Source organism: Paenibacillus sp. FSL R5-0378 (assembly GCF_038009285.1).
Lineage (GTDB): Bacteria > Bacillota > Bacilli > Paenibacillales > Paenibacillaceae > Paenibacillus_AQ > Paenibacillus_AQ favisporus.
The window spans coordinates 2,917,956-2,939,256 of the sequence record NZ_JBBPAY010000001.1 but is presented as its reverse complement, the minus strand read 5'-3'; the positions used below and the strand labels follow the sequence as shown (position 1 = coordinate 2,939,256).

The 21,301-nt window shown below is 54.3% G+C and carries 17 protein-coding genes; 1 reads left to right on the top strand and 16 read right to left on the bottom strand.

Translation table 11 applies throughout. The annotated features are described in order from the left end of the window. Positions 1 to 56: 56 nt before the first annotated feature. The 6 genes from mmsB to MKY74_RS13700 all read right to left on the bottom strand — a co-directional run bounded on the left by mmsB (position 57) and on the right by MKY74_RS13700 (position 8,312). A complete protein-coding gene (gene mmsB / locus MKY74_RS13725) occupies positions 57 to 1,226 on the bottom strand; it encodes a multiple monosaccharide ABC transporter permease (RefSeq protein ID WP_076168828.1) in 1,170 nt (389 codons plus the stop codon). Beyond that, positions 1,210 to 2,760 carry a multiple monosaccharide ABC transporter ATP-binding protein gene (mmsA, locus tag MKY74_RS13720; RefSeq protein WP_076168831.1) on the bottom strand — a complete coding sequence of 517 codons (1,551 nt, stop codon included), beginning with the start codon at positions 2,758 to 2,760 and terminating at the stop codon, positions 1,210 to 1,212. Before mmsA ends, mmsB begins: the two co-directional genes overlap by 17 nt. A gap of 50 nt (positions 2,761 to 2,810) precedes the next feature. After that, a complete protein-coding gene (gene chvE, locus MKY74_RS13715) occupies positions 2,811 to 3,896 on the bottom strand; it encodes a multiple monosaccharide ABC transporter substrate-binding protein (RefSeq protein WP_076168834.1) in 1,086 nt (361 codons plus the stop codon). Between the two features lie 282 nt (positions 3,897 to 4,178). Further along, complete coding sequence (locus tag MKY74_RS13710) at positions 4,179 to 5,393, bottom strand: response regulator (RefSeq protein WP_076168836.1); 1,215 nt, start codon at positions 5,391 to 5,393, stop codon at positions 4,179 to 4,181. After that, positions 5,393 to 7,315 (bottom strand): cache domain-containing sensor histidine kinase, encoded by a 1,923-nt coding sequence (locus MKY74_RS13705; protein WP_076168838.1) that lies wholly within the window; start codon positions 7,313 to 7,315, stop codon positions 5,393 to 5,395. The genes MKY74_RS13710 and MKY74_RS13705 overlap by 1 nt, the downstream gene beginning before the upstream one ends. Further along, the gene (locus MKY74_RS13700; protein WP_076168841.1) at positions 7,305 to 8,312 is read right to left on the bottom strand and encodes a substrate-binding domain-containing protein; all 1,008 of its coding nucleotides are present in this window, start codon (positions 8,310 to 8,312) and stop codon (positions 7,305 to 7,307) included. The genes MKY74_RS13705 and MKY74_RS13700 overlap by 11 nt, the downstream gene beginning before the upstream one ends. Before the next feature lie 399 nt (positions 8,313 to 8,711). On the opposite strand from MKY74_RS13700, the gene MKY74_RS13695 reads away from it, so the two are divergent. Then, positions 8,712 to 9,101, top strand: coding sequence for a hypothetical protein (locus tag MKY74_RS13695; RefSeq protein WP_076168843.1), 390 nt, complete (start codon positions 8,712 to 8,714; stop codon positions 9,099 to 9,101). 504 nt (positions 9,102 to 9,605) lie between these two features. On the opposite strand, the gene MKY74_RS13690 is transcribed toward MKY74_RS13695, so the two are convergent. The 10 genes from MKY74_RS13690 to MKY74_RS13645 all read right to left on the bottom strand — a co-directional run bounded on the left by MKY74_RS13690 (position 9,606) and on the right by MKY74_RS13645 (position 21,281). Further along, complete coding sequence (locus tag MKY74_RS13690) at positions 9,606 to 10,217, bottom strand: DL-endopeptidase inhibitor IseA family protein (RefSeq protein WP_076168846.1); 612 nt, start codon at positions 10,215 to 10,217, stop codon at positions 9,606 to 9,608. Positions 10,218 to 10,286: 69 nt separating this feature from the next. Further along, positions 10,287 to 11,609 (bottom strand): alpha-galactosidase, encoded by a 1,323-nt coding sequence (gene melA / locus MKY74_RS13685; RefSeq protein ID WP_076168848.1) that lies wholly within the window; start codon positions 11,607 to 11,609, stop codon positions 10,287 to 10,289. 58 nt (positions 11,610 to 11,667) lie between these two features. Beyond that, positions 11,668 to 12,537: an ABC transporter permease subunit gene (locus tag MKY74_RS13680; protein ID WP_144025365.1), complete on the bottom strand. Its 870-nt coding sequence runs from the start codon at positions 12,535 to 12,537 to the stop codon at positions 11,668 to 11,670. 81 nt (positions 12,538 to 12,618) lie between these two features. Then, positions 12,619 to 14,001, bottom strand: coding sequence for an ABC transporter substrate-binding protein (locus MKY74_RS13675; protein ID WP_076168850.1), 1,383 nt, complete (start codon positions 13,999 to 14,001; stop codon positions 12,619 to 12,621). 22 nt (positions 14,002 to 14,023) lie between these two features. Continuing rightward, complete coding sequence (locus MKY74_RS13670) at positions 14,024 to 14,968, bottom strand: carbohydrate ABC transporter permease (RefSeq protein WP_244169210.1); 945 nt, start codon at positions 14,966 to 14,968, stop codon at positions 14,024 to 14,026. A 172-nt stretch (positions 14,969 to 15,140) separates the two neighbouring features. Beyond that, positions 15,141 to 15,929, bottom strand: a complete 789-nt coding sequence (locus MKY74_RS13665; RefSeq protein WP_076168852.1) for a helix-turn-helix domain-containing protein — start codon at positions 15,927 to 15,929, stop codon at positions 15,141 to 15,143. A gap of 186 nt (positions 15,930 to 16,115) precedes the next feature. Further along, positions 16,116 to 17,543 carry an alpha-L-fucosidase gene (locus tag MKY74_RS13660; protein WP_076168854.1) on the bottom strand — a complete coding sequence of 476 codons (1,428 nt, stop codon included), beginning with the start codon at positions 17,541 to 17,543 and terminating at the stop codon, positions 16,116 to 16,118. Between the two features lie 102 nt (positions 17,544 to 17,645). Further along, positions 17,646 to 19,310 (bottom strand): ABC transporter substrate-binding protein, encoded by a 1,665-nt coding sequence (locus MKY74_RS13655; protein WP_432206595.1) that lies wholly within the window; start codon positions 19,308 to 19,310, stop codon positions 17,646 to 17,648. Positions 19,311 to 19,398: 88 nt separating this feature from the next. Continuing rightward, positions 19,399 to 20,313, bottom strand: a complete 915-nt coding sequence (locus tag MKY74_RS13650; RefSeq protein WP_076168856.1) for a carbohydrate ABC transporter permease — start codon at positions 20,311 to 20,313, stop codon at positions 19,399 to 19,401. Continuing rightward, the gene (locus MKY74_RS13645; RefSeq protein WP_084203793.1) at positions 20,307 to 21,281 is read right to left on the bottom strand and encodes an ABC transporter permease; all 975 of its coding nucleotides are present in this window, start codon (positions 21,279 to 21,281) and stop codon (positions 20,307 to 20,309) included. The genes MKY74_RS13650 and MKY74_RS13645 overlap by 7 nt, the downstream gene beginning before the upstream one ends. Positions 21,282 to 21,301 lie beyond the last annotated feature (20 nt).

Here is a 21,301-nt window from a genome sequence, read left to right as displayed (position 1 = left end):
AAAAAGGCTGGCATCCCCCGGATGCCAGCCTTTTCCGTTAAGCTGCTTCAAAACGATCACTTCAGAAAAGTCACTTTCTTCTTATTATATATATCGAAGGCTACGGCCGCCAACAGGACAAGACCCTTAATCCCCTGCTGCCAGTCAACCCCCAGACCGATGAGCGACATCCCGTTGTTGAGCACGCCCATGACGAGGCCGCCGATAATGGCGCCGAAGACCGTTCCGATGCCGCCCGTCGCCGATGCCCCGCCGATGAAGCTCGCGGCGATCGCGTCGAGCTCAAAGTTGGTGCCGGCTCTAGGCGTGGCAGCGTTCAGGCGTGCCGCAAAGATGAGGCCTGAGATGGCGGCCAGCACCCCCATGTTGACGAAGACCCAGAACGTCACCTTTTTCGTCTTCACGCCGGACAGGTCCGCCGCTTTTTCGTTGCCGCCGAGAGCGTAAATATGGCGTCCCATCACGGTTTTGTTCATGACGAACGAGTAGATAATAATGAGCACCAGCAGCAGAATCAGAATGTTCGGCAGCCCGGCGTAGATCGCAAGCATAAAGGTAAATGCGTTGATGATGGCCGCAATGACGACGAGCTTCAGGATGAACAGTCCGCCCGAAACCACTTCAAAGTTATACTTCTTTTGCGCTCTGCGGTCGCGGAGCTCGTTGACGATATAGATGACGGTGAATAGAATACCCGCCAGCACCGCCACGATATTCGTTCCGGCACTGCCGAAATCCGGAATGAAGCCGGAGCTGATCTTCTGAAATCCGTTCGGAAACGGCGCGATGGACTGCCCTTTCAGCACGATCATCGTCAGACCGCGGAACAGCAGCATGCCGGCCAGCGTGACGATAAACGCCGGGATTTTTACATAAGCGACCCAAAAGCCCTGCCAAGCGCCGATCAGCGCACCGACTACCAGGGAGGCGATAACGGCGACAACCGGATGCCAGTGCAGGTCAACCATCATAATGGCGGCCACCGCACCGACGAACGCGGCGATCGAGCCGACCGACAGGTCGATATGCCCGGTAATAATGACCAGCACCATCCCGATCGCCAGGACGAGAATGTAGCTGTTTTGCAAAATCAGATTGGTAATGTTAATCGGCTTGAGCAGCAGGCCGCCCGTAATCATTTCAAACAAAATCATGATGACGACAAGGGCGATGATCATCCCGTACTGCCGGATATTATTTTTAAACAGTTTAACCAACGTTTCCATGCTTGGCCCCTCCAGTCTTGGTCATATATCTCATCAGCGTCTCCTGCGAAGCTTCTTCACGGCTCACTTCGCCCGTGATCCGGCCAGCGTTCATCACATAAATGCGGTCGCAGATCCCTAGAATTTCCGGGAGCTCGGAAGAAATAACGAGGACGCCTTTGCCCTCATCGGCCAGCTGATTAATAATCGTATAAATTTCGTATTTGGCCCCCACGTCGATTCCGCGCGTCGGTTCATCGAGAATGAGGATATCCGGCTCGGAAAAAATCCATTTGCTCAGCACTACCTTCTGCTGGTTGCCTCCACTGAGATTCCCCGTTTTCTGCAAAATGTTCGGCGTCTTAATCTTCAGCTTCTTCCGCATTTCCTCCGCCACCAGAACCTCCTGCTTATCGTCGATCACCGTGCCCTTGGCCAGCTTGGGCAGGCCCGTCAGCGAAATGTTGCGCTTGATATCGTCGATCAGGATCAGGCCGTAATGCTTGCGGTCCTCTGTCACGTACGCAAAGCCGTTGTCGATCGCCTGCGTGATCGTGTTGTTCTGGATCGGCTTTCCGTCCTTGATCAGCGTCCCGGAAATGTTGCGCCCATAAGCTTTGCCGAAAATGCTCATCGCCAGCTCCGTCCGCCCGGCCCCCATCAGCCCGGCAATGCCGACGATCTCCCCGCGCCGGATATGAAGATTGACCTGATCCAGCATTTTGCGGTCGCTCCGCTGTTCGTCGTACACGGTCCAGTCCTTGACCTCCAGAATCGTATCCCCGATCTTCGGCGTACGCTCCGGATACCGGTTCGTCAAGTCCCGTCCGACCATGCCGCGGATAATCCGGTCCTCGTTCACGTCCCCGCCCTTCATGTCAAGCGTCTCGATCGTTTGGCCGTCCCGCAAAATCGTGATCGAATCGGATACTTTCGACACCTCATTCAGCTTGTGGGAGATGAGAATGCAGGAGATGCCCTGCCGCTTGAATTCCAGCATCAGCTGGAGCAGGTTTTCGCTGTCGTCCTCGTTCAGGGCCGCGGTCGGCTCATCCAGGATGAGCAGCTTGACCTTTTTGGAGAGCGCTTTCGCAATTTCGACCAGCTGCTGCTTGCCGACCCCGATATTGCCCACCGGCGTGTTCGGGTTTTCCTTCAGTCCGACTTTGTCCAGCAGCTCTTTCGCTCCCGTGATCGTTTCATTCCAGTTCATGATGCCGCGGCTCGACCGTTCATTGCCGAGGAATATATTTTCTGCAATCGACAGATACGGGATCAGCGCGAGCTCCTGGTGGATAATAACGATGCCGAGCTCCTCGCTGTGCTTGATATTTTTAAATTCGCAGGTTTTTCCTTTGAATAAAATCTCTCCGTCATAGGTACCGTGCGGATAGACCCCGCTCAGCACCTTCATCAGCGTCGACTTGCCCGCCCCGTTCTCCCCGCACAGGGAGTGAATTTCGCCTTCCCGGATTTTAAGGTTCACGTTGCTCAGCGCCTTGACGCCGGGAAACTCCTTCGTAATGTTCCGCATTTCCAAAATGTATTCCGACATGTGAGCTTCACCTTCCCCTCGCTTCGCTTATGTTGATTCCGAACTTCGGACTACTTCAGGCCAATTTCCGCCTTAGTGTAATAACCGGATTCCACCATCTCTTTCTCGACGTTCGTCGCATCGACCGATACCGGCGGCAGCAGATAAGCCGGCACGACTTGGATGCCGTTATCGTAAGACTTCGTATCGTTGACTTCCGCCTCCTGGCCCTTCAGGATGCTCTCGGCCATCTTAACCGCCTGCTCCGCCAGCTTGCGGGTGTCTTTGAACACCGTCTGCGTCTGCTCTCCGGCGACGATAGACTTGATGGAAGCAAGCTCTCCGTCCTGGCCGGTGATGATCGGCATCGGCTTTTTGGCCGTGCCGTAGCCGACGCCCTTCAGCGAAGAAATGATCCCGATGCTGATGCCGTCGTACGGCGACAGCACCGCGTCCAGGTTCGCGTTCGAGTAGTTCGCGCTGAGCAGGTTATCCATCCGGGATTGCGCCAAGGCGCCGTCCCAGCGGAGGGTCGCGATCTGCGCCATCGTCGTCTGCTTGCTGCGGACGACCAGCTTGCCGGAGTCGATATACGGCTTCAAAATGGACATTGCGCCGTCGTAGAAGAAATAGGAGTTGTTGTCGTCCGGCGATCCGCCGAACAGCTCAATATTGAAGGGGCCTTTGCCTTCCTTAAGACCGAGCTTCTGCTCGATGTAAGAAGCCTGAAGCACGCCGACCTTGAAATTGTCGAAGGTCGCGTAGTAGGACAGATACGGCGTGTTCCGGATCAGCCGGTCATAGGAGATGACTTTAATCCCCTGATCATGCGCTTTCTTGATGACGTCAGTCAGCGTGTTTCCGTCAATCGAGGCGACGACAATGACGTCAACTCCCTTGGTAATCATGTTCTCGATTTGCGAAATCTGGTTCTCGACCACATCCTCCGCAAACTGCAAATCGGTCTTGTAGCCTTTTTCCTGGAACAGCCGCTCCATGTTTTTGCCGTCGTTCACCCAGCGCTCGGACGATTTGGTCGGCATCGCCAGCCCGACATAGCCCTTGCTTTTATCACCGGCTCCGCTCTCGGCCAAATTGCAGGCCGTCAGGGCCATCAGCATCGCGACCATCAGGAGCGCTAACATTGCTTTCTTCATCGGTACGTTCTCCTTTCCGGTATGCCCAAGGTCGAGAGCGCTTACATCCAATGGATCGTAAAGCCTCTCTGTACTTCAAAGGATACATGCTGACCCGCGCCGGGGTCTTTCCACGGATCGAACCTTTTTTATAAATTTCAAACCTTTGTTGGGATCGTTGCCGGTGGGGCATGCCAGGATAAGACGCGGGGGATGGCTATAAGGGCAAATAAAAAACGACCGAAAAATTTCGGTCGTCGGTCGTTAGGTTTATAATGAGGCCGCCTGCTCCTCTCGGGGCATCTACACTTCCTGATACGTGTCGCCGCGCCGGTACCGGTTGGGAGAGACGCCCATCACCTTCTTGAACGCTGTGCTGAAGTAATGCTGGCTGTCGTAGCCGACCTGCTCGGCAATTTCGTAGATTGTCAGGTTCGTCGCGTTCAGCAGCTGGATCGCTTTGCGGATCCTCGTCTGCGTCAGGAAGCCGACGAAGGAAGTCCCCAGCTCCTTTTTCAGCATCCGGCTCAAATATACCGGCGATACCTGCAGGCTCTCCGCAAACGACTCCAGCGTAAGTTCGGGCCGGTCGTAATTGTCGTGAATGAGCTGCCGGGCCCGTCGCACCAGCGGGGACAGCTGCGCATCCCGGAACACCGCCTCCCGGCAGGCGTCATACGCGGCCGCCATAGCACCCGGGCCTTCCGGCACCGCCTCGATCTGGCAGTGGACGGTGATTTTCAAATATTGCTGCACCGCCGATTCAATATTCGCTGCCATTTCCAGCGGCGCGTTATTCCACAAGCAGATGCCGATCAATTCCGTATGCTCGCGGAATACCTGATGGGGCGTATCCTGCAGCAGCTCCGAGACGATGTTCTCGATCGCGAACAAATACAGCTGTCTCTCGCTCTCTTTCATCAGCGTCTGGTTTGAGGCCGTCTCCGGCCATCTGACAATCCCCAGCTCTACCGGGAAACCGGCAGGCAGGCCGAGAAATTCCAGCTGCTCAAGCGCATTACCGTCATCCACCAGCCCCTGAATCCACTCCTGGCAGAAGCGCTGCCGCAGGAGCGGGATGTTCCGCTCAATCTGCTCCGAGGCCTGCTTCAAATAGTGGCTCTGCACCTGCTGCTCATCAAGCTCCTGCTTGACGCTCTGCAGCACCTCTTGCAAATGGCCGCTGTTGACCGGCTTCAAAATATAATCCTTGACGCCGAGGCGGATCGCTTCCTGCGCGTAGGCAAATTCGTCATGTCCGGTAATGATGACAAACCGGCACGCCGGGCGTTCGGCCTTCAGCCGCTTCATCAGCGTCAAGCCGTCCATGATCGGCATATTCATGTCGACCAGAACGATGTCGACCGCTTCGCGCAGGGCGAATTCAAGCGCTTCCTCCCCGTCCTCCGCTTCGCCGGCGACCTCCATGCCAAGCGTCTCCCAATCCACCGAATCCATGATGCCTTCCCGGATAATCGGTTCATCGTCCGCAATCAGCACCTGATATCGCTTCTTCATTAACGATCTCTCCCATCTTGTACACGTTGCGCCGGGACCGTATGCAGCAGCGGATGCTCGATCATCACGCTCGTGCCCGTGCCTTCTGTACTCTCGATGCTAATTCCGTAATTTTCCCCAAAAGTCAGCGCAAGCCGCGCCTGGACGTTCAGCATGCCGTAGCTGCGGCTGGCCGGTCCGCCTTCTTCCGGTGGATGATCCATGGCCGCCAAAGGATCTTGAAGCTGGCGGCGGAGCGCATCCAGCCGCTCCTGGGACATCCCCGCCCCGTTATCCTTAACAATGAGGCGCAGGACGCCGCCCTCCACCTCAGCGGATACCCGTATGATGCCCGGGCCTCGGCGTGCCTTAATGCCGTGATAGATGGCGTTTTCAACGATTGGCTGAAGCACAAGCTTAAGAACGTACAACCCTTCCGCTTCCTTGGGCAGATCCAGCTCGTAGGTGAGCCGGTCCCGGTAGCGCGTCTTTTGAATCTGCAAATAGCTGGAGATATGCGTCCATTCGTCGGTCATCGGAATGATGTCATCTCCTTTGCTGAGCCCGATCCGGAACAGCCTGGACAGCGACTCCACCATATCGGACACATCGTCGGCCCCTTTTTTCTTAGCCATCCAATGGATCGTATCCAGGGTATTGTATAAAAAATGCGGCTTGATATGCGCCTGCAGGCTGCGCAGCTCCGCTTCGCGCTTCTGCCGTTCCCGAAGCTCGCTCAGCTTCAGCAGCTTGCGGATTTCGGCCAGCATCCGGTTAAAGCTGCGGCCCAGCATACCAACCTCGTCCTGCCTTCCGCCCCAATACCGGATCGTCAAATCCCCGGATTCGGCCTTCTGCATAAAGGCCATCAGCTGGCGGATCGGCCGGGACACGGACTGCGACAGCGTATACGAGGCCGTCAGGCCGAACATGCAGACGACAAACAGGAAGCAGATGACGTAGAAGCGGATCTCCCGCACTTCGCGGACCGCTTCGCCGCTGTCGAATACGCCGATGGTCCGCCAGCCTGTAAAAGACGAGGTGCCGTAAATAAACTGCAGCCGCCTGCCGTCGACCTCATGCCTGAACATGCCGCTGTCTTCCCGGGGAATCCAGGATGAAGGAATGTCCCGAACCAACGGTTCGTCCGGGGTGTAAATGGCCGAGCCGCCGGCATCGGTTACCATCAAATACCCGTTTTTACCGAGGGTGACGTTCCGGACCGTGCTGGCCACCGCCCGCAGTTTCAGGTCGATCAGCACGGCTCCGGTGACTTTACGCGTATCCGGATCGACAAAGGACCGCACGACCGAGATCAGCTCATCGTTGGCATAATGCACATGCGTCGTGACGTTTCGCTCAGAAGGATGCCCCAGCACTGTAAAAATCCCTTCGTGTCCCGCGGCCTCCTCATACCACGTATCCCGGGTCAAATTGGCCGGCGTCCGGGCATACATTTCGTTGCTGATGTAATCGCCGTTTTGGTTCACGACCAGGATGGCGGCAATTTCCGGATACAGCGTCGTGAAGCCCTGCAGATACTTCTTCAAGGCGTACACTTCCCCGTTTTGGTCATTAATCTGCGGGCGCTGCGCTTGTCCGGCAACTCCTCCGGTGGCACCCGCCCCTTCAGCGGCGATCTGCCCATTCAGGAACCGGTTGATAGCCGGGTCAAAGCCGATCAAATACGTAATGTTCTGCAAGTTTTCGATATCGTTATCAAGCGTCTGATTGACTTTGCCGATGAGCTGCACCGTGTTCGCCGTGACCTGCCCGTCGACGATCCGGTTGACCGTCCAGTTGACCAATGCGCCGAGCGCAATCGACGGAAGGATGCCTACCATCAGAAAAAGGATAATCAGCTTGTACCGCAGAGGCAGATCGCCGAACCGGGTCCACTGCAGCAGACGCTGCCGCCAATTGTTACGCAGTTTATTTCGCATAATAATCCTTCACATTCTCGCGGGTAACGATCGTAATGCCGGTATCCACCCTCGGAGGCAGAGGGGATACGTCGTTGCCCAGCGTCGGTGCAGGAACGGTCAGTCCATGATGAAGATGGAATAAATACTGCAGCGACCAGTAGCCCATATTCCACGTCCCCTGCGCAATCGTCGCTGAAATCGTGCCGTCGGATATCCGGTCCAGCGTCTCTTTATTGGTATCAAACCCGATGATCTTCACCTTCCCGGTCCGATTCGCTGCGATCACCGCGTCGGCCGCTCCGGTGCCGCCGCTGGCTTCCGTCACGAAAATGCCTTTAAGGTCCGGATGCTTACCCAGCATGTCCGCGGCCGCAGCCTTGGCGATCATGGCGTCGCCTTTTCCTTCCTTCACCTCAACCACCGACATCGCCGGATACCGGCTCGCGATCGTTTCCTTGAAACCTGATGTGCGGTCGCTGTGGTTTTGCTGGCCGGACTGCGTGATGATGCCGACCTCGCCCTGCCGTCCGACGATTTGCGCCATTTTATCGGCAGCCGCCACACCCGCATCGTAGTTATTGGTCGCAAGAAAAGAGTACGCCTTGCTGTCCGGTGCGTCCGAGTCGAACAGGACGACAGGAATGCCCGCGTCTACTGCCTTGTTGATCGTCGCGGTCAAAGCGTCGGAATCGATGGCCGACAGCGCGATGCCGGCAGGCTTTTTGGCAATAACCTGCTCAAGGACGGTGATCTGCTCCTGCACGTCGTACTGGGTGGCTCCGTGGTATTCGACGGACACGCCGAGGGCGTCGCCTCCATCCTCGAAGCCTTTCACAATATTTTTCCAATATTCCATTCCGGATTGGAAGGTCACCATCACATAGTTCTCCCCGATGCTGCCGTGAAGCCCGCCGTCCGGCCATGCAGAAGAACGCTTGTCATCCATCCGGTACATAAATACATAGACGCCAAACGCAATGATTAGTACCAGGTAAACCATCATCATCTTCTTCATCTGCGTTTCCCCTTATCACAGTCTGCTGAACTCTATGGAATCGGTTACATTATAGCACAAGGCAAACTTTTGGGAAGCGCAAGAACTTGCCAATATCCGATTCACTCTCCTGCATCACCACCTTTTACTGTCCATCGGCGAACCCTTGATGCTCCCCTGATTTCACCGGAATGGCCAATAGATATTTGGGGAAGCTCATGAGCTTTCCGTTGTTTTTTATCTCTAAAGTGAAACCGATCCGGGAAGCAACACGTAAAATCTTTAGGTACGGTTATAGAATCTTTAAGGTTTTCCTCAGGTTTGCTGTCTATAATGACCTTAGGCTGAAGATCTCACATACCCCATACCTGTTCACACAAATGACCCGTAACAAAATACATGAAAAGAGGATTTTTAACCATGAATATAAAGCGAGTGATGATTGTCGGAACGATGGTCGTGATCATGTCCTTTGGAAGCACCGCGTTAAGCGCCTCCATCACAAGCGCAAGCCCGGCCGCCAAATGGGCCGCTACCGGCGTAAAGGATAAAGACGAACTGCTGGAAGCTCTCCATCAGGACTCCGACGAGGAACTGTATGAAGCGCTGTATGAGGGCAAGTCCCTGCATGACATCGCTGCTGACCGAGGAGCTGACATCCAGAGAGTCATCGATCTGCAAGTATCGCAGCTGACCCGCCAGCTGGATGAGCGCCTGCGCAAAGGGAGCATTAGCGCAGATCAATATTCGGCGCACAAGGCTGAACTAAGGGAAATCGTCGAACGAAGCGTCCATACTTCATTCGGGTAACTGGAGGTACATACGACCGTCCAACGTTTTGATGGTCATCCGGGCGCTCCGATACGGATCCGGCGTTCACACATGGAGGATAACATGATTCTCCCCGGCCAACGGAAACACAATGCTCGAACGAAGTTCAAACGAAAAGTGATAACGAAATTTGTAAACCAGCCTGGACGCGTTGTCCAGGCTGGTTTTTTGATAAGAAAAACGTCTATCGACGTACCTTCAAAGAAGACAGACCGCTTCTAGAGGAGGTTTTTCTTGCGAGATCAGGAAGCAGAAGCTCCGAAACTTATACGTTCTGATCTCTTAAGAAAAACGTCTATCGACGTACCTTCAAAGAAGACAGACCGCTTCTAGAGGATGTTTTTCTTGCGAGATCAGGAAGCAGAAGCTCCGAAACTTATACTTTCTGATCTCTTAAATAAAGACCCCGCCGGCGCCCGGCAGGGTCTTTCGTCTGTTTCCTCTTCCCTCAATGCATATGGAACTTCGAAAGCAGGGATCCTTCTAGAAAATCGCATGCGGGGCGGTGCCCACTCTCCAAAATTGCCCGACTTTCTCAAACTTGACCGTCACGTATGCCGGACCCTGAAGATGCTCCGGGTAAGGAACGCTCAGCTTATACACGCGCTGCGTATCCGTCATGCTGAGCAGTTTGGCCGTCGCCTTGTCGAATTCCAGAATGTTGCCGCCATCGGCGTTCAGCTGGGCCAAACGACCATCATGAGAAATGAAATATTTGTCCACAAAATAGGCCGCTGCCTTTTCCGTATATACGGACTTCAAATAGTTCATCAGCTTCTCCCGGGTTCCGATATCATCGGACAAGTACCGGTACTCCCGGCCATCCACCTTGAATGTGTCCCCTAATCCCTTGCCGCCGCCCAGGGCATAAAAATACCGCTTCTCGGCTACTATGATTAATGGCGTGACGCTGGTATGGTTCAGTTTGCTGATCTTGGTCGCGTCGGTCACGACGACCTTCTCTACCGTTTGTGCCGGCACCTGCGCCGGAACAGTCACGCTCCCCGCCGGAGCCGCTCCGGCCGCAGCAGCCAGCAGGCTTGCTCCCATCAAACCGGTTGCTAGTGTAAATCCAATTTTTCGATTAAGTTTCATCTTGTATGATCGCCTCCACCCTGTTAAACGAATTCAGGATGGAAAAAGTTTCATTCAGGAAACGATAAGCTATGATTTGAAATGTTTAAACTGCGGCAAATATTCGCGATTGGCTTCAAACATCTCATCAACCATCGATTTGATCTCAGCCAGGCTGAGGACCGCGGAAGTCAGCGGATCGAAGCATACCGCATGGAATACTTTCCGCGGATCGCCCGTAAGCGCGCCTTCCACAGCCATTTCTTCGCAGCGGGCGCTTATATTGGTCAGGGCCGCCAGCTGATCCGGCAGCGCTCCCACATGAATCGGCTCCAGCCCTCGTTTCGAAGCCAATACCGGGACCTCAACGCAGCAGCCGTCAGGCAAATTATCGATCAAGCCATGATTACGGACGTTGCCATTGAATTTAAACAAAGTGCCATCCCCAATCGTGGCGTTAAAGATATACGCGGCGTACTCTTCGCCACGCTTCAATTCGACAGGCTCATTCATCCAGCGCTGCATCTGTTCCTTCCAGCTGCCCTGCCTCTGTTCGTAGCCTTTAATAATATACGCGTATTCACCGGGATTCCAGCCCGTGCCGTTCGTGCAGTACTTTTCAATCAAATCCGGACGCTTTCGGAACCAGGCATTGTATTCAGAGTTATGGCCGCTGGATTCCGTGACGTAATAATCCAAGTGAAGGAACATTTCATTTCGGACCTGCTCCTCGTTGTAGATGTCCGGATGATTCACCGCCTCCCGGATGAGCGGATACGCGTCTTGGCCGTTCCAGCGAAAATCCAGGTAGAACGCCTGATGATTGATGCCTGCGCAGAGATACGTGACCTCCTCTTTAGGCGCCCCGATCCACCTGGCCAGCATCGATGCCGTTCCCTGCACGCTGTGGCACAGACCTGTCACGGTCACGTTCGTTTCGCTCTGCATCGCCCTGCACAGCATCGCCATTGGATTCGTATAATTCAGAAATACCGCCTGCGGACAGTATCGCTCGATATCGCGGCAAATGTCCAGCATCACCGGAATCGTGCGGAGCGCCCTGAATATGCCGGATGGCCCGCGAGTATCTCCGACATTAATGTCCACGCCGTATTGTTTCGGAATTTCGATGTCTTTCCGCCATACGTCCAGGCTTCCCGCCAAGATCGTGCAGACGACTCCGTCCGCGCCGTCGAGCGCTCTGGTCCTGTCGGTATGCGCCTCAACTTTCGCCGGATAGCCTCCGGCCGAAATGATTTTCTCCACCGTCTTCTTCGCAAATCCGAGACGCTCCTCGTCAATGTCAACTAAAGCGATGATGCTGTCAGCGAGCGCAGGGAACGTAAGCAGGTCGCGAACGAGGTTTTTCGTGAACACGAGACTGCCTGCCCCGATAAATACGATCTTCTTCACTGCCGAATTCCTCCCTTTGATCAAGCTGCATGCGGCCAGAACCCCGGCCTGTCAGCTGTCAGCCTTTGATGCCTGTCGTCGAAATCCCCTGAATAAAGGTCTTTTGGGCAAAAAAGAACAAAATGATTATAGGCAGCGTCGCTACGGTGGAAGCCGCCATCAGCATCCCCCAGCGCGTGCCGTATTGACCGATAAACTGCTGCAGCCCAAGCGATACGGTGTACATTTTCTCGTCGCTCAAATAAATTAACGGTCCCATGAAGTCATTCCAGTTGTTCATGAACGTAAATAACGCCACTGTGGCGAATGCCGGACGGGCGAGCGGGAGGATGATCTGCCAAAAGGTCCGGAATTCCGAACAGCCGTCGATCTTGGCCGCCTCGGATAGTTCCTGCGGAATCGTCAGAAAAAACTGCCTCAGCAGAAAAATAAAAAACGCACCGCCTAAAAAAGCCGGGATAATGAGCGGTTTGTAGCTTCCCACCCAGCCGATCTTTTTGAAAATGACGAAAATCGGAATCATCGTGACCTGGGAAGGCAGCATCATCGTGCTGAGCATGATCATGAACAGTACGTTCCGTCCCGGCCATTGGATTTTGGCAAACCCGTAAGCCACGAGGGCGGAGGAAACGCAGGTGCCGACCATTGTCCATATGCAAATCGTTAACGTATTGAGGACGTAAGTACCGAACGGGACAAACGTCAGCGCCTCCGGAAAGTTCGACCATAGGAACTGATCCGGAATCCACTCCGGCGGCCATTTGAAAATTTGCGCCTCCGGTTTGAGCGCGGTGGACAGCATCCAGACAAAAGGAAAAAGAAAGGTGATGCCCAGCAAGATCAAGCAAACATGGGCGATCAGCTGTTGAAACACGCCTTTCTTTGTTCTGCTTAATTTCGTGGTAGATTGTGCCTTCATTTCAAGCATTTTGGGCCTCTCCTTTCACGGTTATAAGGCAGGAGGAAGGGGTAACCCCGAATTGGATCCCTTTCCCCCTGCCCTTAGCCGTTATTTGCCTCCGGCTTTGGCGATCTCTTCTTCGACTTCCTTCTGCAAGGTTTCCAAGGCCTGCTTCGGATCTTTGTTTCCCGTCATGACGGACTCTTCGGCTTTTGCCGCCCGGTCCCAATAATACTGCTGAACCGGAATGACAGGTGTGATCTTCGCGTTGGGGCTGCCGAGCAGATCGACGAACGTTTTTCTGGCCGGAATTTCATTCATAAAGTCCTGGTAGGCCTGCTTCTCCGTAATTTTTGGCGATGGCGGGATCCACCCGCCTTTGGTCAGCATTTGCGCCGCCCAATCTTCGTTATGGTAGCCGGTCAGCCACAGGATGAATTCCCACGCCTCTTTCGGATGCTTGGCTTTTTCCGGAATAATGTTAAAGTTTCCATTGACCCAGGTCGCGTCCGGTTTTCCGGTTCCTTCCGGGTAGGGCAGCGTCATGACGCCGTACTGAAGGTCCGGTGCATAATTTTTCAGATCCTCCAGCCTCCACATGCCGTCCATCGCGAACACCTGCTTGCCGCTGAGGAAAGACCACGCCGAGTTCACGTTGGAAGACATGCTTTTGTTAAATGCGGCGACTTTGGTCGGATCGTATTTTTTCGCGTAAGACTGAAACCATTCCAATGTGGCCAGGTTGTTCGGATCGGTTGCCGTCGGCTTGCCATCCTCATCCGCCCATTTTCCGCCGAAAGCGGTGCTCCACTGGGTAAGCCCGCTCGGCATATAGCCGACCCGCTGGATGAATCCGCGTTTATCCAGCTTCCACAATTTGTCCTGCATTGCATCCAGCTCCTGGATCGTGGTGGGCGGTTTTTCCGGATCGAACCCTTCCTCTTTCAAAATATCCTTGTTGTAATACATCGCCAGCGTATTCATCGAAAATGGGATCGCATACATTTTTCCCTTGTAAGTGCCAATTTCCTTTACCGTAGGATACATCCATTCGCCCAAATCCGGCGCGTCGGCCTGGATGTACGGATCCAGTGAAGCGATGGCTCCCTTTTCCGCCCATGAGGGAATGATCTGGTTCCACTGCGTCATGACGTCGGGCGGATCCCCGCCGGCCTGTGCCGTCAAAAATTTAGCGTTGGCATCGCCGGTAATGGAGAGCGCGGTCACATGGATGCCGGGATGCGTCTGATTGAACTCATCGACCAGGCTGTCGATCAGCTTCTTCCAGTCACTCGTCCACATATGCCAATATGTAACTTCTACGGCTTTTCCGTCGCCTTTCTTCCCGGAATCGGAAGAAGGGGCGGACGTATCTTCCTTCTTGCCGTCCTGCCCGGCCGCCGGAGTACCCGGTGAGGAACATGCTATTAGACCGGCAAGCATCAGCATGATCAGCACTATCGATAAGAACGGTTTGAGCGTTGACTTCATTCCATGCACCTCCGATATCGTTTTACCTTTCCCCGCCATAGAAAACCCAGCGTGCCGAGCTCTTAAATACCAGCAGCGTGACGGCCATAATCAGCAGAAACAAAATCCATGCCATAGCCGAGGCATACCCCATATGGAAGTAAGAAAAGGCGTTCTTGTACAGATACAGCGAATAGAACAGCGTAGAATCGTTGGGTCCGCCGGACGTAATAATGTAGGCCTGCGTAAAATACTGAAAGGAACCGATCAGGCCCATAATTAAATTGAAGAAAATGACCGGACTCAGCATCGGCAGCGTAATATAGACGATTTTTTGCCACCATACCGCCCCGTCGATCTGCGCCGACTCGTACATTTCCTGCGGAATATCCTGCAGCCCTGCGAGGTAGATGATCATCGCGCCGCCGACGCCCCACAGCCCCATCACGATCAGGGCAGGTTTCGACCATGCCGGGTCGACCAGCCACCCGGGACCCGCAATGCCGATGGCATCCAGCAGGCCGTTGATCAGTCCGAACTGCGGGTCGAACAGCCACAGCCACAGTACGGAAGACGCCACAACCGGAACGATGCTGGGCAGGTAAAAAATCGTCCGGTACAAAGCCATTCCTTTCACCTTCATGTTCAGCAGCAGCGCCAGCGCCACGCCGAAGACGATGCCGAGCGGAACCGAAAATAACGTATAGTACATCGTGTTGGTAATCGATTTCCAGAATAACGGGTCTTTGAATAACTGCACAAAATTATCCAACCCTACCCATACGGGCGAACTGACCACATCGTAGGTCGTAAAGCTGTAGTACAGGGATAGCAGAAACGGCAGCAGCGAAAAGGCGGCAAACCCTGCCAGCCAGGGTAAAACGAACAGCAGACCGTTCCGAAGATTCACTTTTGCGATTTTGCTCATGCTTCCCTTGGACGAACGGGCCTGAACAGACGGCCGAACCTCTGCACTTGAACGGGACAAGCAGACACCTCCTAGCCGATTTTTGCGGATTTAGCAGATTCCCCCTCCTTTGACAGCGTTTTCTTAAACGTGCAAGCCTATTTTATAAAGGGACGCCTTCGCTGTATTTATAAAAAACTTCACAAGTTTTACGATTATCGCTGAACATTTTCCGAAGACAGCCTTCGACTTCTCACCCGCCCCTTCTTCGCTGCTCTTTCCTCCAGGCGGTGGGAGACATTCCTGTCTGTTTTTGAAACCAGGCGGAGAAGGCATGAATATTGGGGAATCCGACCCCGCTCGCGATTTGCTGAACCGTCTTGTCGGAGAAGGTAAGCAGCATTTTGGCCTCGGACATCCGGTACTGCTGTAGATATTGCTTGGGTGAGAGACCGTAAGTCTTTTTGAAACAGGAGCGCAGCCCGCTCTCCGACATGCGGATCATCCGCGCCAGATCGGTCACCCTCATTTCTTTGTCCAGGTTGGTGCGGATATACTCGGCAATGGCGTCCAAGGTAATTCTGGAATCCTGTTGTTCGATGCGGTCCAATAAAAACAGCATAAATAACTCGACCCACGTTTTTAACAACCGGTTAAACAGCTGATTCGGGCGGACGGAGGTCATGTGGAGCCACACGCTGAACAACTTCTCAAAACGCTCCAATGCATAATGGGCCAGGGGAAACAGGTGCAGCGATTCTTCATTTGTCATTTGAAAAAATAACCGTTCGAGCTCATGCGACAAATGGTCAACCTGCAGGACGGCGAAGCGGATCGGTGTAACGGAGCTGTAGTCGTGGGGTACGCCGGGGGTGATCAGGATGACGTCCCCCTCCTGAATCGAAAAGACCTGGTCTTCAGCATAGAACACACCTCGTCCGAAAGTGACCACGCAGATTTCGAAATGGGGATGCACATGCGTGCCCATTTTCCATCCGGAAGGGTACGTTACGAGATCGGTGTACAGTGAAGATCTATCCAATACGAATATCCCACCTTCCATGATTTGAAATTGTTGGTTCGAAGTTCATTAACATTATACTGAGGCGGGAATGTCGGATAACCGCAAAAAAACTCCCCGATGGACAGACCCTATACGGGCCCGCCTCAGCGAGGAGTTTAATCAGTTCATAGTATACGATTGAAAAGAAACTATAATGGTTCCGCTCTATGGCTGCAGATAGATCCGAATGGAGGAAATCTGCGGACACCACCGGGATTCCCGGATTTGAAGCCGGATATAACGGCTCTTGACGGCGGGAAAACGGCAGATCCGCTTGTACCCGATAACCGTACCCGTGTAAGCTGTTTTCCACGTGTCCCCATCCAGATACTCGAGTTCAAAGCGCTCGACCCGCTGGCTGTACCGGTATTCCTGCAGCACGACGTGGTCAAAGGCGGTCTCCCTCTGCAGATCCAGCGTGAGCGAAGCCTGCTCCGTGCCTTCGGGCGGCGCCCAGTACGTGTCCGGTTGTCCGTCAAGAACATGGTCTGCTTGATGGCCTTCTGCCTGAACGGATGCCTCCAAAGTGGCCCCTGCCCCCAAGTCGGTGCCAAACGTGCTGCGGATCCGGTCCCCCAGCTCCTGCAGGCGCTGGACGTCCCGTTCATGAATGAGGCCGCGCCGGTCCGGCGGAAGGTTAAGAAGGAACGTCGCATTGCCGCCGACCGATCCATAATATACGTTCATCAGCTCATCCAGCGATTTGACCTTGTCATCTTCGGAGGCGTGGTAGAACCAGCCCGGACGGATCGACGTGTTGACCTCCGCCGGGTACCAGACCAGATCCTGCTCGTGCTCGATGACCGCCCGGCTGCCCAGGTCCTCGTCCTCCGACCGGTAGCTCCGGGCAAACGACGGATCGTCTTCCTGCTGCGATTTTTCCTGGATTTTCTCGTTATCCCGCAGCGACGCAGGCACGACGCTCCACTCCGATTCCCGGCAGTGGCCGGCTTCGTTGCCGCACCAGCGGATATCCGGACCGCAGACCGAAATCGCCGCCTCCGGCTGCAGCTCGCGGATCAGCGCGTAGTAAGCGTCCCAGTCGTACACCTGGCGCTTGCCGTTCGGCCCTTCGCCGCAGGCGCCGTCGAACCAGACGCAGAACACGTCGCCGTAATGGGTCAGCAGCTCCCTCAGCTGATTGGTAAAATATTCGTTATACGCCGGCGAATCGCCGTATGTAGGCTCATGCCGGTCCCAGGGGGACAGGTAAATGCCAAAGCGGATCCCTTCCCTCCGGCACGCCTCCGACACTTCCCGGACCACATCGCCCTGCCCGTCCTTCCACGGGCTGTTCTTGACCGAGTGCTCCGTATACCGGCTCGGCCAGAGGCAGAAACCGTCGTGGTGCTTGCACGTCAGAATCAGCCCCTTCATCCCGGCCGACTTGATGGCCGCCACCCATTGGCCGGCATCCAGCTCCGCCGGATTAAAGATAGCCGGATCCTCCTTCCCGTCCCCCCACTCCCGGTCCGTAAACGTATTGACCGTAAAATGAATGAACGCGTAGAACTCCATCTCCTGCACGGCCAGCTGCCGTTCGGTCGGCTGAACCTGTGCGGCGTAGCGGATCCTTTCGGTCGTTACCATCATGAAATGCCCTCCATCCTGGTTTTGATTACAGGTATGAATACCTTGTTCTCCTTGTAAAAGCCGGATACCTGCTTTACACCTCAGATATCCGGCTGCTGTCCCTTATTTCTTTAACGCTTTTTGGTAGATCGCCAAGTATTGATCCAGCTGCAATCCCTTGAAGCCGGCGATGTAGCTGTCCCAATCTTTGTCGATATCTTTGTTGCCCGTCACGAACTGCGCCAGGCTCGATTTCACATAATCAGTCAGCGACTTCTGCATTTGCGCAACCGTCATGGCGTCCGCCGGGTCAATGAACGTATCCGCAGGATAGACGACTTCCGGCTTGGCGAAAGGCTCGTATTTTTTGGCGGCCAGCCATAAGCGGTATTCATAGGCACCGTTGCCCAGCGGATCGCTTGGAGCGGCAAAGGATTCGCGGATGGAGTTAAGCATCTGCATCGTGCCGAGCTGCCACCAGAAATTGTCCAGCGTCGTTTCCCCGTTCGTGGACGGAGCCTTCGGAACCACTTCATACTTCGCCGGTTTGCCGTTGTAATCCAGCTTGCCGCTGTCGGCTTTTTTCCAGCCTTCACCTTCAAAGCCCCAGGAGGTCATGACCGTTCCCTCTTCAGACCAGAGGTAGTCAGCCAATTTGATGGCAGCGACCTGCTCCTCTTTCGTCGCCTTGTTCGTAATCACGAACGATCCGTCGCCCGCGCCAATGCTGTAGCCTGTCAGCTGGACTCCATTTGGTCCTTTCAGCGGCGGGACGACGTCATAATCCTTATGTCTCGGGTTCGAGTCGTCCACGCTGAAGGCACTGCTAAGCAGCGCGTAACCTACGGTGCCCACGGCAGCGTCCGGCTTGTTGGCCAGCTGCTTCACCGCATCGTTGTTCTGCGTAAAAACGGCTTTATCCATCAAGCCTTCGGCAAACAGCTTCCGCAAATACTTCAGGCCTTCCTTCCATTCGGGCTGCGCCGGTGAATAGATGACCTGGCCGTCCTTGATGCTTAAGTAATCCGAGGTGTTGTCATAGATAAAAGCGTTCATCAGGAACGAATCCACGCCGCCTCCCCACACGCCGTCGGATGAGGTCGTGAACGGAATTTCGTCGGCTTTGCCGTTGCCGTTCGGGTCTTTCTCCTTAAAAGCCTTCAGCACATTGTAAAACTCATCGGTCGTCGTCGGCATCGACAGGCCCAGCTTCTCCAGCCAGGAAGTATTGATCCACATCCGCTGCCCATAGGTGCAGTGCAGACATTCGTTCAGCTTCGGCAGCGCGTAAATTTTGCCGTCCGGGGCGACCATACCCTGCTTCAGGTAAGACACGTCTTCCATCGCCTTTTTAATGTTGGGGGCGTACTGGTCGATCAGATCGTTCAGCGGGATGAAGGCTCCCTGCTGGCCGTATTTGATCTGGTCCGCTTTGGATATGCCCGCGTTCATAATGACGGCCGGGTAGTCGCCGCTCGCCAGAAGCAGCAGCTTTTTGTCGCTGAAGCCGGCGTCCGGCACCGTGCTCCAATTAAACTTGATGCCGAGCTTGTCCTCGATGTACTTGGAGAACTTGTTGACGTCCATGTTTTCGATCCCCGCCTGCTGCGGAGCGAATACCGACAGCTCCACCGGTTTACTGGGATCCGTGGCGCCAGCCCCTGCGTCATTCTGCTCCTGCTTGGAGCCTCCGCATGCCGACAGCAGAAGGGATAATACCAACAACACACTTAAGCCGATAAATGCCCGTTTTTTCAAAGAAATTCCTCCTTTGGTTGAATGGCTCATATCCATGCCCCCTTACAAATGACCACTTCAAAACATCCTGCAGCGTTAACCCGGTCACACCCCCCTTACGAAATTCCGTTCACCGTCTTCATCCCTTCAGCGATCCGATCATGACTCCTTTAACAAAATGCTTCTGGACAAACGGATAAATGATCAGCACCGGCGCGCTGGAGACGACGATAAGCGAATATTTCAGCAAATCCTTCAGCCCCTGCTGTACGAGCAGGCTGTTCACATTGGTCATCATGTCGGAATTTTCCGAGTTCAGGATGAGAATGTTACGCAGGAAGATTTGCAGTGGGAACATGCTGTTGTCTTTCAGGTAAATGAGTGCATTAAAGTAAGCGTTCCAATGCCCGATGGCATACATCAGGAACAATACCGCAAGGATGGGCTTGGATAACGGCAGTACGACCTGCAGAAAAAATCTCATGTCGCTGCACCCGTCCATTTCAGCGGCCTCGGCCAGCTCGTCGGGAAGCGACTGGAAGAACGTCCTGGCGATAATGACCTGAAATACGGCCAGCGCGCCGGGGATGATCATAGCCCATCTCGTATTGACCATACCCAGGGATTTGACGAGCAGATAGTTTGGAATCAGCCCGCCGTCGAAAAACATCGTAAACACGATCACCACCATAATCAGCCCGCGGCCGTAAAACGTTTTGCGTGCCAGCGGATAGGCCAGCATCACGGTGAACGAAACGTTAATGAGCGTACCCACGATTGAATAAAAGAGCGAATTGCCGAATCCGATCAAAATATCGGAATTTTGGAATACCGCTTTGTAGCCGACCAGGCTGAAATTCACGGGCCAGAGCCACACCTTCCCGGACGTCACCGCCGCCGGCGAGCTGAAGGATGCGCTCAGCACATGCAGCAATGGAAATAAAATGACGATCAGCACCAGCGATAAAAACAGGTAGACGATGCCCAGAAACAGCCGGTCCGCTACCGCTTCGCGTATTTTCGTTGATTGCACGCTTTTCGCACCTCCTACCATAAACTGTTGGACGAGATCTTTTTGGCGATGAAATTGACAAGGATCAGCAGCACAAAGTTAATGACCGAGTTGAACAGCCCGATCGCGGCCGAGAAGCTGAAATTGGCGCCAAGCAGGCCGATCTTGTAGACGTAAGTCGAAATGACTTCCGACGTGTTCAGGTTCAGCGGATTTTGCATTAAGTAGATCTTCTCGAAGCCCAGTCCCATGATCTGTCCCAGGTTCAGAATCAGCATAATGACGATGACCGGAACGAGGCTGGGAAGGTCGATATGGACAATTTTCTGAAACCGGGAAGCTCCGTCCACCTTGGCAGCCTCGTATAAATCGGGATTGACCCCGGACAGCGCCGCGATATAAATGATGGCCCCGTAGCCGGTGAACTGCCACACATCCGAGAGGACGTAAATCGTTTTGAAGTACCCTGCCTTGCCCATAAAATCGATCGGCTCCATCCCGAGCGACCTGAAGATGTTGCTGAGGAGCCCGACATTCGGCGATAAGTTGACGATCAGAATCGAGACGATCACGACCGTTGATATAAAGTAAGGCGCATAGGTAATCATTTGAACCGATTTCTTGAACAAGCCGTTGCGAATTTCGTTCAGCGCCAGCGCCAGAATGATCGGCGCCGGAAATCCGATGGCCATGCCGTACAGCGAAATTTCGAGCGTGTTCTTAAAGTACTGCCAGAAGAACGGGGTATCGAACAGCTGCTTGAAGTACTTCAGCCCGGCCCACGGACTGCCGAGGATGCCCTGTACGACGTTGTACTCCTTAAATGCGATGATGACGCCGAACATCGGCACGTACTTGAAAATGACGATATAAAGCAGAGGGAGGAAGACGAGCAAATAAAACTGCCAGTGCTTCCTGATTTTCCGGCCGGCCTGTGACCCCGCCCTCTTCCGGCGGGCGGCCAATCCGGGGGGATGCGGCGAAGCCGCCTTGCTGCTAGTTGCTTCCATACCTGCCGACTCTCCTTTGC